The sequence below is a fragment of the Marseilla massiliensis genome (assembly GCF_016899955.1).
Lineage (GTDB): Bacteria > Bacteroidota > Bacteroidia > Bacteroidales > Bacteroidaceae > Prevotella > Prevotella intestinigallinarum.
The window spans coordinates 83,237-99,450 of sequence record NZ_JACJJL010000012.1 but is presented as its reverse complement, the minus strand read 5'-3'; the positions used below and the strand labels follow the sequence as shown (position 1 = coordinate 99,450).

At 47.4% G+C, this 16,214-nt stretch carries 17 protein-coding genes and 1 pseudogene; all 18 read right to left on the bottom strand.

Translation table 11 applies throughout. The annotated features are described in order from the left end of the window. Positions 1-4: 4 nt before the first annotated feature. Positions 5-1,120, bottom strand: coding sequence for a glycoside hydrolase family 5 protein (locus H6B30_RS08665; protein WP_205109620.1), 1,116 nt, complete (start codon positions 1,118-1,120; stop codon positions 5-7). Positions 1,121-1,726: 606 nt separating this feature from the next. Continuing rightward, positions 1,727-4,444, bottom strand: coding sequence for an AraC family transcriptional regulator (locus tag H6B30_RS08660; protein WP_205109618.1), 2,718 nt, complete (start codon positions 4,442-4,444; stop codon positions 1,727-1,729). Positions 4,445-4,465: 21 nt separating this feature from the next. Next, a complete protein-coding gene (locus H6B30_RS08655; RefSeq protein ID WP_205109616.1) occupies positions 4,466-4,609 on the bottom strand; it encodes a hypothetical protein in 144 nt (47 codons plus the stop codon). A gap of 29 nt (positions 4,610-4,638) precedes the next feature. After that, a complete protein-coding gene (locus tag H6B30_RS08650) occupies positions 4,639-5,904 on the bottom strand; it encodes an ATP-binding protein (protein WP_205109614.1) in 1,266 nt (421 codons plus the stop codon). Between the two features lie 306 nt (positions 5,905-6,210). After that, a pseudogene (locus H6B30_RS08645) lies at positions 6,211-7,149 on the bottom strand (family 43 glycosylhydrolase); the annotation flags it as partial. Between the two features lie 112 nt (positions 7,150-7,261). Continuing rightward, positions 7,262-8,578: a retropepsin-like aspartic protease gene (locus H6B30_RS08640; protein WP_205109610.1), complete on the bottom strand. Its 1,317-nt coding sequence runs from the start codon at positions 8,576-8,578 to the stop codon at positions 7,262-7,264. Between the two features lie 858 nt (positions 8,579-9,436). Continuing rightward, positions 9,437-9,967: a 50S ribosomal protein L17 gene (rplQ, locus tag H6B30_RS08635; protein ID WP_205109608.1), complete on the bottom strand. Its 531-nt coding sequence runs from the start codon at positions 9,965-9,967 to the stop codon at positions 9,437-9,439. Between the two features lie 64 nt (positions 9,968-10,031). Then, positions 10,032-11,024, bottom strand: a complete 993-nt coding sequence (locus H6B30_RS08630) for a DNA-directed RNA polymerase subunit alpha (RefSeq protein ID WP_205109606.1) — start codon at positions 11,022-11,024, stop codon at positions 10,032-10,034. A gap of 12 nt (positions 11,025-11,036) precedes the next feature. After that, positions 11,037-11,642: a 30S ribosomal protein S4 gene (gene rpsD / locus H6B30_RS08625; RefSeq protein WP_205109604.1), complete on the bottom strand. Its 606-nt coding sequence runs from the start codon at positions 11,640-11,642 to the stop codon at positions 11,037-11,039. 37 nt (positions 11,643-11,679) lie between these two features. After that, the gene (gene rpsK, locus H6B30_RS08620; protein WP_205109602.1) at positions 11,680-12,069 is read right to left on the bottom strand and encodes a 30S ribosomal protein S11; all 390 of its coding nucleotides are present in this window, start codon (positions 12,067-12,069) and stop codon (positions 11,680-11,682) included. Positions 12,070-12,099: 30 nt separating this feature from the next. Then, positions 12,100-12,480: a 30S ribosomal protein S13 gene (gene rpsM / locus H6B30_RS08615; RefSeq protein ID WP_205109601.1), complete on the bottom strand. Its 381-nt coding sequence runs from the start codon at positions 12,478-12,480 to the stop codon at positions 12,100-12,102. Positions 12,481-12,519: 39 nt separating this feature from the next. Then, positions 12,520-12,636, bottom strand: a complete 117-nt coding sequence (gene rpmJ / locus H6B30_RS08610; RefSeq protein WP_006950529.1) for a 50S ribosomal protein L36 — start codon at positions 12,634-12,636, stop codon at positions 12,520-12,522. A 15-nt stretch (positions 12,637-12,651) separates the two neighbouring features. Beyond that, positions 12,652-12,870, bottom strand: a complete 219-nt coding sequence (gene infA / locus H6B30_RS08605; RefSeq protein ID WP_004369550.1) for a translation initiation factor IF-1 — start codon at positions 12,868-12,870, stop codon at positions 12,652-12,654. Between the two features lies 1 nt (position 12,871). Beyond that, positions 12,872-13,672: a type I methionyl aminopeptidase gene (gene map / locus H6B30_RS08600; RefSeq protein ID WP_205109599.1), complete on the bottom strand. Its 801-nt coding sequence runs from the start codon at positions 13,670-13,672 to the stop codon at positions 12,872-12,874. Between the two features lie 13 nt (positions 13,673-13,685). Next, positions 13,686-15,029, bottom strand: a complete 1,344-nt coding sequence (gene secY / locus H6B30_RS08595) for a preprotein translocase subunit SecY (RefSeq protein ID WP_205109597.1) — start codon at positions 15,027-15,029, stop codon at positions 13,686-13,688. Positions 15,030-15,033: 4 nt separating this feature from the next. Then, on the bottom strand, positions 15,034-15,480 hold the full coding sequence (gene rplO / locus H6B30_RS08590) for a 50S ribosomal protein L15 (protein ID WP_205109595.1): 447 nt from the start codon (positions 15,478-15,480) through the stop codon (positions 15,034-15,036). Positions 15,481-15,508: 28 nt separating this feature from the next. After that, entirely contained in the window at positions 15,509-15,685 is a 177-nt protein-coding gene (gene rpmD, locus H6B30_RS08585) for a 50S ribosomal protein L30 (protein ID WP_205109594.1), read from the bottom strand. A 12-nt stretch (positions 15,686-15,697) separates the two neighbouring features. Beyond that, positions 15,698-16,210, bottom strand: a complete 513-nt coding sequence (gene rpsE, locus H6B30_RS08580; protein ID WP_205109592.1) for a 30S ribosomal protein S5 — start codon at positions 16,208-16,210, stop codon at positions 15,698-15,700. Positions 16,211-16,214: the final 4 nt, after the last annotated feature.

Sequence of the window (16,214 nt, the reverse complement as noted above, 5' to 3'; positions counted from 1 at the left end):
TAAGTTATTTCTTTTTTCCCGTCAGGAGTTCCACAAGCGGGCGGTCCTTGAACGATTGGGTTTTCTGGTCCCAGAAGCCGAAGTCGTTGTCGTAACACCATGATGCCCATGCAATGTTGTACTTGTCGAACACCCACAGCATATCTTTTGTCCACTTATAAGCCAGCTCACGGTCAACCGGTTCATAGACGCCCCATTCTCCGCAATAGAGCTGCACGCCGTATTTTTTTGCCACGGCTATGGCGTCACGGAAGTCCTGGGCTATGCGCTCGCGGTTCCATACGCCGGTGTATTTTTTCAGTACGGGCTTCAGGCTGTCAGGAGCGGCGTCATAATCGGCCTGCGAGATGAGGCGTCCCGGATAAGTGAGTTTGCCTCGGTAGCCGCCTACCGGCGTCCAGGGCGCGCCATAGTGTGTAAGTGCCTGCGGCTCATAATAATGGAACGAAAGAACGATGTTCTTGTCTCCCTCGGGTATGCGCAGGTACTTGAATGTCCACGTGGCCTGCCACATGTTTGAGCCGATGACCAGCGTGCGCTGCGGCTCACGCTCTCTGAGAGCTTTATGTGCCTTGAAAATCAGCTTGTTCCACTGCTCATGCTCATCGGCCACCGGCTCGTTCATCAGCTCGTAGGCCACGGAGTCAACGCTGTAAGCCTTGAGCGCGTCGGACAACTGGTACCACATATTTATAAGATCCTGCTGGGCCTTGTCTGACGTGAAGAGTACGTTGGTTCTGCCCTCGTTGACAGCATTGAAATCATGAAATCGGATGATGTGCATGTCCACTATGGTACGCAAGTGGTGCTTCCCGGCCCAATTCAGGGCTTGCGTGAGCAGTTGCCACGCTTCGGGCAGCTTGTTGCCCTGCTCGTCCCAGAACTGCTCCTCGTCGATTGGAATGCGCACAAAGTCGAATCCGAGTTCCTCAAGGCGTGCAAAATCCTCTTCCTTGATGTGCTGGCGGCGTGCCTCTCCGCGCTCGGGAGTTTGCGAGAGCCAGTGGCTGATGTTTGTACCGCGTTTAATGGTAAAGTTGTTTACAGTCTGCGCAGTCGAGGCAATAGAAGAAAATGCCATAGCCAGGACTGCGGCTGCGAGAATTATTGTCTTTCGCATAATTATAATTGTTTGGTTCATAAAATTCCATTATTCTGTTCCAGCCCTGTCCTGCCGCGGAAGGATTGCTGATGCGGCTTTGCCGTCTGGCGGACTGCCGTGCCGGGCGTGGCACGACGTTACGGCAAACACCAGCGGCGACAGCCGGTAAAGCCTCAAAATTTGTTCTCATGGTTATTTAATCAGCTGTTTTAGATATGTTGCAAAGTAAGTAAAATGTTACATAAAAGCGGGTTCGCTATCTCTTGATAAAAGTTTAATAGGTGTTTTTCGTCAGAAAACAAACCTTATTTCACGAGAAATCAAACCTTTTCCCGCAAGAGACAGGGCAATGCGGTTGTTGAATTTAAGAGATGTCAGCGTTCCGCCCATGCTTGCATACATACTGATGAAAGGCGCTTCAAATATCCTTTGATTGTCCGTATGTTAACGTGCGAGTTGTAAAAGATGCCGTATTACGCCATGAAAGGGCACCTGTTAGAGCGCAATACGTATCGTTTTGTGCCCTGAAAAGGCACAAAACGGAAAGCCAGAGAGATTAGTCGCTGTAAGCGTATGGCTATATGGGCGGGTGGGCAAGTATCCGCCTTTTAATCAAAAAATGTTTTACTTATATTTTGACGGAGAGACACCGAAATATTTTTTGAACGCAGTGCTGAAATACTTGGCGTTGTCGAAACCAACTTCATCGGCTACTTTACTGACGTAGTGTCCAGAGCGCAGCAAGACTGCGGCACGCTCAAGACGCACTATACGGATAAATTCCTGAGGTGATTTGCCAGTGTATGACTTCAGTTTCACATAAAACATCGTGCGGCTCATCGCCATTTCCTTGCACAAGCGGTCAATAGTGAAGCCTGAATCAGAGATGTTGTCGAGAATAAGTTTTGTCACAATGTCAACGAAAGCCGTATTTTCTTTCTCGGCAGTTGCGGCGGTGTCGTCTTTGTTTCCGTCAAGTTGCAGCTCCTTATTTGCAGAAATAAGCTGCACGGCCTTATCTTGTTTTTGCTCAGGCAGTGAAGCCTGCAAATCTTTTTCATTGCCGCTGCCCACAGAGTTTACCACAAGGCGCATATACCGGGTGTGCAGGCCGTATGTCCATAAAGCCCCGTAGAACAGCAATGCGATTAAAGCGATGTAGACACACCACATCCACCACGAATTCCACCAAGGCCTGCCGATAATGATTGTAAGCTTCTGTTCATCAAGTACAATTCGGTTGGCTTTGCTTACCGCGCGGACAGTAAGAGGGTGTGTGCCAGGCTCAAGATTGACGAACCTGATGTATTGCTGTGTCGAGAGCTGGCTCCAACTGCCATCCCCGACCTTGTATTGATAAGCAATATCAAATTGGCAGCGCAAGTTTATGCTTTCAATATACAACTCAAATGTACGCTGTTGGTATGACAGTTTCAGTTTCCTTTCACCCAACATTTTGGCCACTTGCCCGTTGAACTCTACAGAATCATCATTGCAACTAATTCCCTTGAAACGCAATTTGGCCGTGTAATTGTGTTCCTGCACGTAGTGCGGGTCTATGACGACAGCACCTTCTACGCTCCCGAAAAGGAGTTTTCCGTCTTGTAAATTGAAGGCTGCGCCCTGTGAATACTCGCGTTGGGCTCCATAATGATAGTTTACTGAAATGATTTTGTCAAGACTGCCAGGGTATGAGAACGACAATCCCCTGTCAGTAGCGAACCACAGGCGTCCGAGTTCGTCTTGCGTGACGCTTGTGACGACGTTTGAAGGCAGGCCGTTTTTCATGGTAAACTGCCGGCATTTCCCCGTGCGGAGGTCATACACATACAGTCCTCCGCCATTAGTGGCGATATTTATGTAGCGTTCATCATAAATAAAGAGGTCAAGCACATAACGGTTAACTTGGTCGGTTGATGACGGGGAATAAGGCAGTTCCTTTACCGCTTTCTGACCCGGAGTCACAATAAAGAGCCCGTTTATTGTACCCGCCGCTATACGGCCGTCGGGCAAGAGGGCAAGAGACTCCACGTTTTCCACAGGGTAATATAGGAATTTTCCTTGTACTACTTCAACAAGTCGTGTATCTTGGCAACCAATCCAAAGATGGCCATTCCTGTCAAACAACAAATCCTGGATATGGCTGTCTTCCAGAACGTTAGTACCATACAACTCCCTTACCTCTCCGTTGGTGCTGATTTCACACATGCCGTTGCCATAAGTTGCAGCCAAAAGCCCTCCGCTGTCCTGCTTGGGACACAACGAAAGCACTACGATGTTCCGCGCAATATGACGCCACTCACCTGTGGTGGTGTTTAATACACTGATACCGCCGTCAGTACCCATCGCCAAAGTCGATGGTGACAGCTGTGCCACACAGTTGACATGGTCGTTAACCAATGTCGGCTTATTCGGCTGATGCATATAAACGGTAACGGCGTTACCGACGGGCCGCGCAATGTCTATGCCTCCCGAATAAGAACCTATGAATATGTCTTTCCAGGCATCAACAAGCACTGCGTAAATGCCATTGCCGTGAAGCACGCCATGCTCTCCCTCATTGGCATTGAACAGCAGTGAGGCTTTATTTTTAGCTGAGGGTAAGCGTGAAGCCTGATACACGCCGAAGCCGTCAACCCCCACCAGCATCGTATTACTGTCATAGTCGACAATGCTGCGAACGGGATTATGAGGTATTCCGTCCATTGATGTACACACACCTTTTCCGTCTGCAATTATAAGCCCCTGCTCGTATGTGCCAAGCCAAAGTTGTTTGGTGTCCGCGTCATAGTGCCCACTTACGACGTCATACGGCAAATAAGAAATAAGAGCCTTGTGATTACGGCTCAATGACTTTACACCCTGACGTGTGCCAAAGAGTAAAATGCCTTTCGACCCGCGGATGATACAACTTGCATATACATTGGAACCTACCGTGACAATCTTCCCATTGCGAAGCATATAAACGCCTCCGCTCATTGCCAACCAATAAGTGTCGCCGTCCCTATACACATCATTGAGCTGGTTGTCATTCTTGAAAAAAGCAGCAACGTCAGCTACAACATCAAAATGGTTTTGCACCGGATTATATTCATATATGCATCCACCGGCATCAAACACTTGCAACACACTGTTGTCGGCCGATTGGACAAAACAGTTATACTCACCGGTATTACCCTCCAAATTAAAGTTCTCTATGCTGACCCCGTTGTATCGGGCCACAAAACTTTGTGTCGTCAACCACACGGCTCCATCCTCCGTCTGTTTAAGCGAATAGATGCGTTGGCTGTTTAATCCATCCGCCAGACCCAGATGAGAGAACGTAAAGTCGCCTACACGCAAAGCTGCTGCAATGACCGGTTGCTACGACATTATTATTAATATAAGGAGTACTTTCGCAGCCAAAAGCCTGCTCCAACCGCATGGATGTAGCTTATCATAAAAAGTAATTGTATCATCTCTAACTGGAAGTGTCCTGATCTTTTTAAATAAGTTCACTATTTTCATGCTTGTTTCGAGTTGTTATGTCAGCCTGATTACTGCCAATCATCTTTTAACAGAAAATCAAATAACCCTGTAAAATATATCCCATTGTCATCGGAATAAGGCATTATCTCATCACCGACAACGACAATCTTTTTGAATGAATCGGAAACTTTCAATAGCGACGCAAGTTCCTGTTCTCGCTTTTCTTCTGAAAAAATTGAATATGCCGACTGGATATAATATCGTTGACTGCCTTTGTTGGCAACAAAGTCAATTTCGCGTTGCGAGTAAGATGCCTTTCCGTTTTTCATTTCACGTGATTCCACAATCCCGACATCCACAAGATAGCCAAGTATACGAAGGTGGTTATACAGCACATTCTCCATGATGTGTGTCGGTTCCTGTTGCCGGAAATTCAGGCGTGCGTTTCTAAGACCAATGTCAATGCAGTAATATTTTTTATTGGTTTCGTAATAACGCCGTCCCTTTACATCGTACCTCTCAGCACTTTCAAACAAGAAGGCATTTTCAAGATAGTCAATATAGGATGATACAGTTTTTGAATCTATCTTCATTTTCTGTACCGATTCAAGCGTATTGGCAATCCGTGCAGGATTTGTGAGTGAACCAATAGAACTGCATAATGAGGTAGCAAGCCGGGAAATCGCAAGTTCGTTTCTTACATTGTTACGTTCCACTACATCGTCGAGATATGTTTTTTCCCACAAGTTCTGAAGATAGTTTATTCTCTGCTCGTTGTCGTTGTAATGGAGAAGCTGTGGCATACCCCCGAATGTGGAATACATCATCCATGCCTCGCGAATATCCGTTATCTCTTGGCAGTATTCCCTGAAAGACAAAGGAAACACCCTTATCTCATTGCCTCTGCCACGAAATATCGTACGTATATCATGAGACAGGAAACGAGAATTGCTACCCGTCACATAGACATCTATATTGTCATGGCTGTTTAAACCGTTTACAAGCCGCTCAAAGTTATCAAGTTCTTGAATCTCATCAAGAAAGATGTAGTAATTCTCGTTCTCATTTTTTATCCGAGAGTAGATATGCTCTTTTACTGCCCTTGAATCAAGTATGTTGAAATCATATTTGTCATCATCCCTGTCAAAGTCTAACATGATGATATTGTCGGGAGATACCCCTTGCTCTAATAGATAATCCTTGTATATGTGGCTCAGAAGCCATGATTTTCCGCATCTTCGAGGACCGGTTATTATTTTGACCTCTCCGTTATCTCGTCTGATAACCAATTTGTTGAGATATGACTCACGTTTAATGTATTTATTCTTGTCCATTTTTATTCCTGCTTTACTGCAAAAGTACAGTATTTTTGGAATAAAACCAAACAAATATTGGAAAAGTTTATCAGTTGAATGCAGCTACAGTACAATATCATTGAGAAATGCCTCCGCATATATCCGTTGTAAAGAGGTGGAAAACTGTAATATGTCTTTTCTGAATTGCCCCAGTTGAGAGGAACATCTACCGTCTTGTACTGCAAGCAAGATACAAAGAGAAATATACGCATCCTCAGAAAGGCGGAAACGAACAATATCCATAAAAAATCAGGATATACAACTGTCAGGAATACTGAACAAGGCTTTGAAGGTGTCGGACGGCGTGGAGAACACAACGGGCTGATTCCGGGATATGGGCTTGGCTGAAGGCTTGGTGCGAAACCATCCGTCGGCAGTCCATTCTATTGGCTCTATGAGTGTGCTGCGCCCGAGGGTGTGAAGTCCTTTCTGGTAAGCATGGTACACTATCCACCAGTTGCCGTTAACGTCGTCGATGATGGATGCATGCCCCTTCGACCACCACCGTTCGGAGGCACTGTAGGTATGCACAACGGGATTGTAAGGCGAGTTTTCCCACGGGCCTACAGCCGAACGTGAGCGCGCCGACACGGCCATGTGGCTCGTGGTGGGCCCTGCGGTGCCGCCTTCGGCACTTGTCATATAGAAATATCCGTTTTGAAATGTGAGCTTGGGCGACTCGAGGCAGAAGCATTCCACTTCCCAGTCTTCCGGATACTGCCATCCTTCGTAAACCTTGTGGCGCTCGCCAATGGTGGAAAGGCCGTCGCGAGACAGCTCGACCATGGTGCCGCCGGAGAGGTGGAGGTAACGGTTGCCGAGGCTGTCGACTACATGACCGGGGGCGATGTCACCCACCTTCAAGTCAATGGGCTTGCTCCAAGGGCCCTTTATGTCGGTGGCCCAAGTCACATAGTTGGTGCCATGGGCAGGGTAATAGATATAGAACTTGCCATCGTACTTTATGAGGTCGGGGGCATAGCCCGAGCCGGGCACACGGCAGACAGGCTCCCAAGACAGCAGGTCGCGCGAATGCCAAACGAGTAATCCCGGGGCATAACTGAACGCCGAATGAGTCATGTAATAGTCTTCACCATCGCGAACAATCGTCGGGTCTGCAAAGTCGCCCGGCAATATGGCACGGGGGAAACCGCCAATGGAGTCGCTGCCGCGCAACGGAAGCATGAAAACAGAAAGAAGAAAAACAATAGCCAGCTTTTTCATTACCAATAATATAAAGTGAGGATTTATGTATTTCCATCAGTTTCCCATTGGTGGATGTAGCAAATCCGCTCAAATTAGAAAACTGGCAATCAAACAAGAAATATGGACTTATTCACAATTCGGTCGAGAAAACCATATCAACAAGATTAAAGCGTACTTTACGGAATAGCATCATACTCATCAGGCCGAGGTTGTTGTCATCCATATAATGATTTTCTTGTTGTTCGGTCTGCACTTGAATCGACGGCAATTTAACCGTATTACCACCAATAGTCAGTATCGCATCCTGCAATTTATAGCAAAGTACCGACCACACGCCCCCGACACCAGCCTGATTTACTGTGTCGCTCTGACATTGTGATGTGAGATAATCCTTGTTAGCTTCAAAAAACGCCTTATTAAGCCGTCCGTATGAAGAATCGCCGCTGTCAAGTTTTATTAGCATGGGCTGTTGGTTGGTCTCGGCAGCAGTAAGAAGGTTCATGTCCGACGAAAAGCTCATATTAGGCCTCACGTTGGAGGGGGCGGATGTGATAAGAGGAACCTGTATTTCTTTTGCCGAGAAGTCTAGTGTAACATCTTTTAGTTGAAGCATCAGTTCGCTGCCTACAATCAATTCAAAAACATTTATGTACCTGTCTGCTTCTTCATGGTGGCTGCGTATGTCGATAACATAAAACGGCATATCTTTGACTGTAATGTTCCCCAACTTCAATTCTTTGGCAACAGCATATCGTCCGGCAGACGATGCAACTCCAGTTGCCGCAACATTGGCATCAAGCAATTCCAAGCCATAGGCATTTGCCAACGAATCGGTTATAACATTAACTCCGGCTCCGGTATCAAATGTTATATTCGCAGGATGGCCGTTTATTGCGGCTTCGGTAATTTGCATCAGATATTGTTTGCTGTCAGGCTTCCCCGCACGAATAGTATCAAACGGAGCAATACCTTTTTCACCGGAAATAGAAATACTATATGGCGAATACTTTGTAAGAGCTTTGTATCGATCCATCATATCTGCATACGGAGAAAGACTCACAGAATCTACCATTTGGTAAGCAGAAGACAAGACAGCGGACATCAGGTTGTATGCTTCTTCATTCTTACCTACACGGCTCAAATCCATTGAATACATAACAGAACTTTGAAGAAGCAAGTTCAGGTCAAGACGATCTGATTGTTTTTTCAGGAGTTCATCAAAGGCCGGAATGGAAATGTCAGGGCGATTGAAACGGTTGCCAATCAAACACCGTGAAAACACTTCCAGAAAAGGATCTATCGAATCTTTCTGAGCATTGTAATATATGTCGTATAGACCGAAATTGGCCGACGAATTAATCGCCGCACCTATACGCTCATCTATGGTTTGGGCTTTTGTAGCAATACATGACAAGACTAATATTAAAATAAAAGCTATTTTCTTCATACTCGGAAAAATTTGATTCGTACAAAATCTCAGGAAATGCCGCATAAAATTGTCAAAGCACCTGTGTCTGGAATGCTCCACTTGTGAGATGTTTCCACCGTATATGTTACAGAACGCTTGATTACTTTCGCAAAGATAGTGTTTTTTCTTGTAAATCCATGATTTATCAGTATATAATGAGAAGAGGAGAGGAAAAATCCCCTCCTTAATTCTAAATCATGTATCAGACATTCAAGTCTTTCATCGGCAGTCCATAATTGTATTGCCCGAAAAATCCTTTGTGGATGAGGTTCAAGCCAAGTGTCTGATAATAGTTGCAGTCATCGTCTTCGGTTTAGAGATATTTGTAGCCATAGCGCGGCATGCGCTCTTTAAAGAAACGAAACAGGCAAGATGATTTAATGAGATGGAGAAACTCGCGATTAATGCCTCCAAAACTGTTTGCAAAAGGGGAATTTGGGCTCACCGGATAAATCCAGGTGGCTATTTAGGAGTTAAGGAGTTAGGGAGTTAAGGAGTTAGGGAGTAAAAGGAGTAAAGGAGTTAGGGAATAAAGGAGTTAGGGAATAAAGGAGTTAAGACAATAGTCTTTGTGTACAATGGAGTTAGAGGAAGTTAGAAGGTGTTACAAGGAGTTAGAGGACAATAGCATTGGCTATCATAGCGTAGCCCTTTTTTAATTCTTAATTCTTAACTTCCTAACTCCCAGTACGCTTAAGCCCCCTATGTTTATCGGGTGTCCCGGAATTTGCAGCCGGATTTTGAGACTGACCATAAACAACAACAATTCATTAAGCAAACAAAAACACCCGGACAAATGAAATTGCCCGGGTGCTATTGTGAGTTGTAAGCCTCAAGTTATTCAGCCTTGGGAGCCTCGTCCTTGGCAGGAGCCTCGGCAGTCTCGGCGGCAGGAGCCTCTGTTGCCTCAACAGTCTCGGCTGCAGCCTCGGCAGCAGGTGCCTCAGCCTTGGCAGAGCGACGAGAACGGCGGGTAGCCTTCTTCTTGCCGGCTGTCTTAGCCATGTTCTCATCGAAGTCTACAAGCTCGATGAAGCATATTTCGGCTCCATCACCCTTACGGAACCCAAGCTTGATGATACGGGTGTATCCTCCCGGACGGTCGCCAACCTTAGCGGCAACCGGCCCAAAGAGCTCCTTGAGAGCTTCCTTGTTCTGCAGGTGGCTGAACACCACGCGGCGCGAATGGGTTGAGTCGTCCTTGCAACGAGTGATAAGGGGCTCGGCATACTTCTTCAGAGCCTTAGCCTTGGCGAGAGTCGTAGTGATTCTTTTGTGCATGATCAGCGAAATAGTCATGTTTGCAAGCATGGCATGACGGTGGTCTGCAGTACGACTCAAATGATTGAATTTCTTGTTATGTCTCATTTTGTTTGTTTACTTTTTCAAGTGGAAGCAGTGTCGGGCACCTTGGAAGTCACCCGGACGACTGTCATTCCTTGTCTAACTTATACTTGGAAATATCGGTTCCAAACGACAGATTCAGACTCTCGAGCAAATCATCAAGCTCGGTGAGCGATTTCTTGCCGAAGTTGCGGAACTTGAGCAGGTCGGTCTTGTTGTACTGCACAAGGTCGCCGAGCGTCTCGACATCGGCTGCCTTGAGGCAGTTGAGCGCGCGCACGCTGAGGTTCATGTCAACAAGGCGCGTCTTGAGCAACTGGCGCATGTGCAGCACTTCCTCATCAAACTCCTGATTGCCGTCAACGTCGGTGTTCTCCAACGTTATCTTCTCGTCGGAGAAGAGCATGAAGTGATAGATGAGAATCTTTGCGGCCTCCTTAAGGGCATCCTTCGGGTGAATGGAACCATCCGTAGACACTTCAAGGATGAGCTTGTCGTAGTCGGTCTTCTGCTCGACACGATAGGGCTCAACGGAATACTTGACGTTACGGATCGGGGTGTAAATAGAATCGATTGGAATTACGTTCACATCGGTGCAGAACTCCCGGTTCTCGTCGGCGGGCACATATCCACGACCTTTGTTAATGGTAAGGTCAATCTGCATTGAAGCTTTTGAGTCTAAATGACAAATCACCAAATCTGGGTTTAACACTTCAAATCCAGTCAGATACTTGCCTATATCGCCGGCCTTAAACTCGGTGGAATTCTCAACCGTGATGCTAACTTTTTCGTTCTCGAATTCTTCTACTACTTGCTTGAACCTCACTTGCTTGAGATTCAAGATAATGTTGGTCACGTCTTCCTTGACACCGGGCACTGACGAGAACTCGTGCTCCACCCCCGCAATGCGGACAGTGTTGACAGCATAGCCCTCAAGCGATGAAAGAAGAATGCGGCGCAGGGCGTTACCTATGGTCACGCCGAAGCCGGGCTCCAATGGACGGAATTCGAACTTGCCGAACTTGTCCGTAGCCTCCAGCATTACGACTTTATCAGGTTTTTGAAATGCTAATATCGCCATTAATTCAATGATTTATTTAGAGTACAACTCAACGATTAACTGCTCCTTAATGTTCTCGGGGATGTCGGCACGGTCGGGCTTGTGCAGATACTTGCCTCCCTTGATGTTCTCATCCCATTCGAGCCAGGGGTACTTGCTGTGGTTAAAACCGGCAAGGGCAGCCTCGATGACCTCGAGTGACTTTGACTTCTCGCGAACAGCCACAATCTGGCCGGGCTTAACGGAGTAAGAAGGTATGTTGACAACCTGTCCGTCTACCGTTATGTGCTTGTGGCCAACGAGCTGGCGTGCAGCAGCGCGAGTCGGGGCAATGCCCAGACGGAACACAATGTTGTCGAGACGGCTCTCCAGGTTCTGGAGCAACACCTCACCGGTGATGCCCTCAGCACGGGCAGCCTTCTCAAACATATTGCGGAACTGGCGCTCAAGCACTCCGTATGTATACTTGGCTTTCTGCTTCTCTGCCAGCATGACGCCATACTCGGAAGTCTTCCTGCGACGGCTGTTGCCATGCTGTCCAGGAGGGAAGTTTCTCCTAGACAAAACTTTGTCTGCGCCGAAGATGGGCTCTCCAAAACGACGCGCAATCCTTGATTTCGGTCCAATATATCTTGCCATAATATCTAATGCTAATAAGTTCTACATTGCTCGTTGACTATACTCTTCTTCTCTTCGGAGGACGGCAGCCATTGTGCGGCAGCGGAGTAACATCTACTATCTCCATCACCTCTATGCCGGCACCGTGGATGGCACGGATGGCTGACTCACGGCCGTTACCCGGACCCTTGACATAAGCCTTTACCTTGCGCAGACCGAGGTCGTAGGCAACCTTGGCACAATCCTCAGCTGCCATCTGGGCTGCATACGGGGTGTTCTTCTTTGAACCGCGGAAGCCCATCTTTCCGGCTGAAGACCATGAGATAACCTGGCCCTCGCTGTTGGCCAAAGAGACGATGATGTTGTTGAACGAGCTATGTACATGAAGCTGACCTATCGCGTCAACCTTTACGTTCCTTTTCTTTGAAGTGACTGTTTTCTTTGCCATGATTCCAAATTCTTAATTACTTACTATTAATTATTTAGTGGCCTTCTTCTTGTTTGCAACAGTCTTCTTCTTTCCCTTACGGGTACGAGCATTATTCTTAGTGCTCTGACCGCGAACAGGAAGACCGAGACGGTGACGGATTCCCCTGTAGCAACCAATGTCCATCAGACGCTTGATGTTCAACTGGATCTCTGAACGGAGATCACCTTCCACTTTGTACTCAGCGCCGATGATTTCACGGATTTTGGCTGCCTGGTCGTCTGTCCACTCGCTGACCTTCAGGTCGCGGCTGACGCCTGCCTTATCCAATATCTTTGCTGAACTACTTCGACCTATACCGTAGATATAAGTCAATGCGATTTCGCCACGCTTGTCCTGGGGCAAATCTACTCCAACAATTCTTATTGCCATTTGTTAATAAATAAAATAGATAAATGTTTGATGTCTTAATTAACCCTGACGCAACTTGTACTTGGGGTTTTTCTTGTTGATAACGAACAGGCGACCCTTGCGACGCACAATCTTGCAGTCGGGGGTGCGCTTCTTCAATGATGCTCTTGTCTTCATATTTATGCCTAATGATTATTTGTATCTGAATACGATTCTGCCTTTTGTCAAATCGTAAGGGCTCATCTCTACCTTTACTTTGTCGCCGGGAAGAATCTTGATGTAGTGCATTCGCATCTTGCCCGAGATGTGGGCAATTATCTGCACCCCATTCTCCAATTCAACACGGAACATTGCATTAGAGAGCGACTCGATGATTGTCCCGTCTTGTTCTATAGCGGATTGTTTTGCCATATCAATATAATTTGCCTTCTAAACGTTCTACTTCTTCGAATGATGATAAAATGTCTGCCTTGCCTTTGCGTATGGCTATTGTATGCTCAAAGTGGGCGGCTGGGCGTCCGTCAAGCGTCTTTATTGTCCACTTGTCGGGCATGATGCCTATGGCCCTGTTTCCCATCGTCACCATCGGCTCGATGGCTATGCACATCCCCGACTTCAGCATGATGCCTCGACCCCTTCCACCGTAATTGGGTATCTTTGGGTCTTCGTGCATCTCGCGGCCTATCCCATGGCCGGTGAGCTCTCTGACTATTCCGTAACCGAAGCTCTGGCAATAGTCTTGGATTGCACATCCAATGTCGCCCACATGCCTCCCGGCCATTGCAGCCTCGATACCTATGTAAAGAGACTCTTTCGTGACCTTCAGCAACTGCCTTACCTCGGGGGCAACCTCGCCTACACAGAAGGTATAGCAAGAGTCGCCGTTGAAACCGTTGAGCAACACTCCACAGTCTATTGAAATGATGTCACCATCCTTCAAAACTGTGGCGGCGTCGGGAATGCCATGAACCACGACATCGTTGACAGATGTGCAGATGCTGGCCGGAAATGGCGGGCCAAACGGATTGGGAAACCCCTTGAACGTAGGCACAGCACCATTGTCGCAAATGAACTCGTTGGCTACCTTGTCCAGCTGCAGTGTTGAAACACCGGGCTTGATATGCTTCGCCAATTCGCCAAGCGTCCTGCCCACGAGCAGGTTCGCTTGGCGCATAAGCTCTATTTCATCCTCAGTCTTCAGAAATATATTCATCACGAAGTCCTTATCAATATGCGGAAACACCGCCACGGCCATGGATGCGGCCCGAGTTGAGCAGGCCGTCGTAGTGGCGCATGAGCAAATGGCTCTCTATCTGCTGCAAGGTGTCGAGAACAACGCCTATGAGAATCAATAGAGAAGTACCGCCAAAGAACTGCGAGAATGCATCCTGCACATTAAGCAATCCTGCGAGTGCCGGCATGATGGCAATGAAAGCGATGAACAGCGAACCGGGGAAGGTGATGCGAGACATCACCGTGTCGATATACTCGGCAGTGTCCTTACCGGGCTTAACGCCGGGTATGAAGCCATTGTTGCGCTTCATGTCTTCAGCCATCTGTGTAGGATTCAAGGTAATAGCCGTGTAGAAATAGGTAAAAGCGATGATGAGCACCGCAAAAACCACGTTGTACAGCAAGCTGCGGTGATCCATCAAGGAACGCACAAACCAACTGGAGTTCTCGGGCGTCGAGTATTGCACGATTGCCAACGGAATGAACATCAGAGCCTGAGCAAAAATGATAGGCATCACATTGGCTGCGAACAACTTCAGGGGAATGTACTGACGGGCACCACCATACTGCTTGTTGCCAACAATACGCTTTGCATACTGTACAGGGATCTTGCGAGTTCCCTGCACCAAGACAATAGATGCGCAAACAACTGCATAGAGAATGAGTATCTCAATGAGGAACATGACAAGGCCGCCACCGGTGATGGCAGTGAAGCGCGAGCTGACTTCCTGGATGAAAGCCTGGGGCAAACGCGCTATGATACCTATCATGATTATCAGGGAGATACCATTGCCTATACCCTTATCTGTAATGCGCTCACCCAACCAAAGGATGAACATACTTCCCGCAGCGAGGATAATAGTGGCCGGGATGATGAAAACAGACCAGGAAATGCCCGTAGCAAGGGCACTTCCAGCCTGCATCTTAAGATTTATGAGGTAACTCGGGGCTTGGAATAGCAATATTGCCACCGTAAGCCACCGAGTGTACATACTGATCTTCTTGCGACCACTTTCTCCCTCACGCTGCATCTTTTGGAAATAAGGCACAGCGACAGCAAGAAGCTGCATAACGATAGAAGCTGAGATGTAAGGCATTATTCCCAACGCAAAGATTGAAGCATTGGAAAATGCACCACCAGAGAACATATCCAGAAGCGACATCAAGCCCCCCTGGGTTTGCGACTGTAGTTTATCCAACATGGCCGGGTTTATACCTGGAAGTACAACGAATGAGCCGAAACGGTAAATAGCCGTAAAGAGAAGAGTGATGAGAATGCGCTGACGCAAGTCCTCAATCTTCCAAATGTTCTGTAGTGTCTCAATTAACTTCTTCATTTCCTCAGATTATTGTTGCGTTACCACCTACTGCTTTTATTGCTTCCTCAGCTGTTTTTGAGAATGCATTTGCTTCAACGTCTATTTTAGCAGTCAGTTCGCCTTTGCCAAGGATCTTGACAAGTTTCTTGCCGTTGGTGATGCCTGCCTCTACGAGTTCAGCCAGCCCAATCTTGGTGAGAGATTTCTCCTCTGCCAACTGCTGGAGTGTCTGGAGGTTTACAGCGAGGTACTCCTTGTGATTGATGTTCTTGAATCCGAACTTAGGCACACGACGCTGCAAAGGCATCTGACCACCTTCGAAACCAATCTTCCTCTTGTAGCCAGAGCGTGCTTTCGCTCCCTTGTGGCCACGGGTAGAGGTGCCACCCAGGCCAGAGCCCGGTCCACGGCCAATCCTGCGACGGGAATGAGTGGAACCAGCTGCCGGCGTTAAATTATGTAGCTTCATTTTCGAATCGTTTTTTAAGTTTGAAAAATTAGTCAATAACGGTCACCAAGTGATGAACCTTGCGTATCATTCCGCGGAGCGAAGGAGAGTCTTCCTTTTCAACCACCTGCGAAATCTTGTGCAAGCCTAATGCAGCAAGTGTTCTCTTCTGGTCTGCAGGAGCACCAATTTTGCTTTTAATCTGCTTTATCTTAATTGTTGCCATACAAAAATCTCCTTATCCTCTAAATACTTTCTCCATGCTAATGCCACGTGTACCTGCGATGGTATATGCATCCCTAAGCTGGCTCAGGGCAAGAATCGTTGCCTTGACCAAGTTGTGGGGATTGGAAGACCCCTTAGACTTGGCAAGCACGTCCTTTACGCCTACGCTCTCAAGAACGGCGCGCATGGCACCTCCGGCCACAAGACCGGTACCGGCTGCTGCCGGACGCAAGAACACATCAGCACCACCGAAACGTGCATCTATCTCATGAGGGATGGTGCCCCTAAGCAATGTCACCTTAACGAGGTTCTTCTTGGCTGCCTCAACGCCCTTGGCAATGGCTGCGGTTACCTCACCAGCCTTTCCAAGGCCACATCCGATGATGCCGTTGCCGTCACCAACAACGACAATGGCTGCGAAAGTAAAGGTGCGACCACCCTTTGTCACCTTGGTGACACGGTTAATAGCAACCAACCTGTCTTTTAACTCAACGTCACTATTTACTTTAACTTTGTTCATTGCCATAATC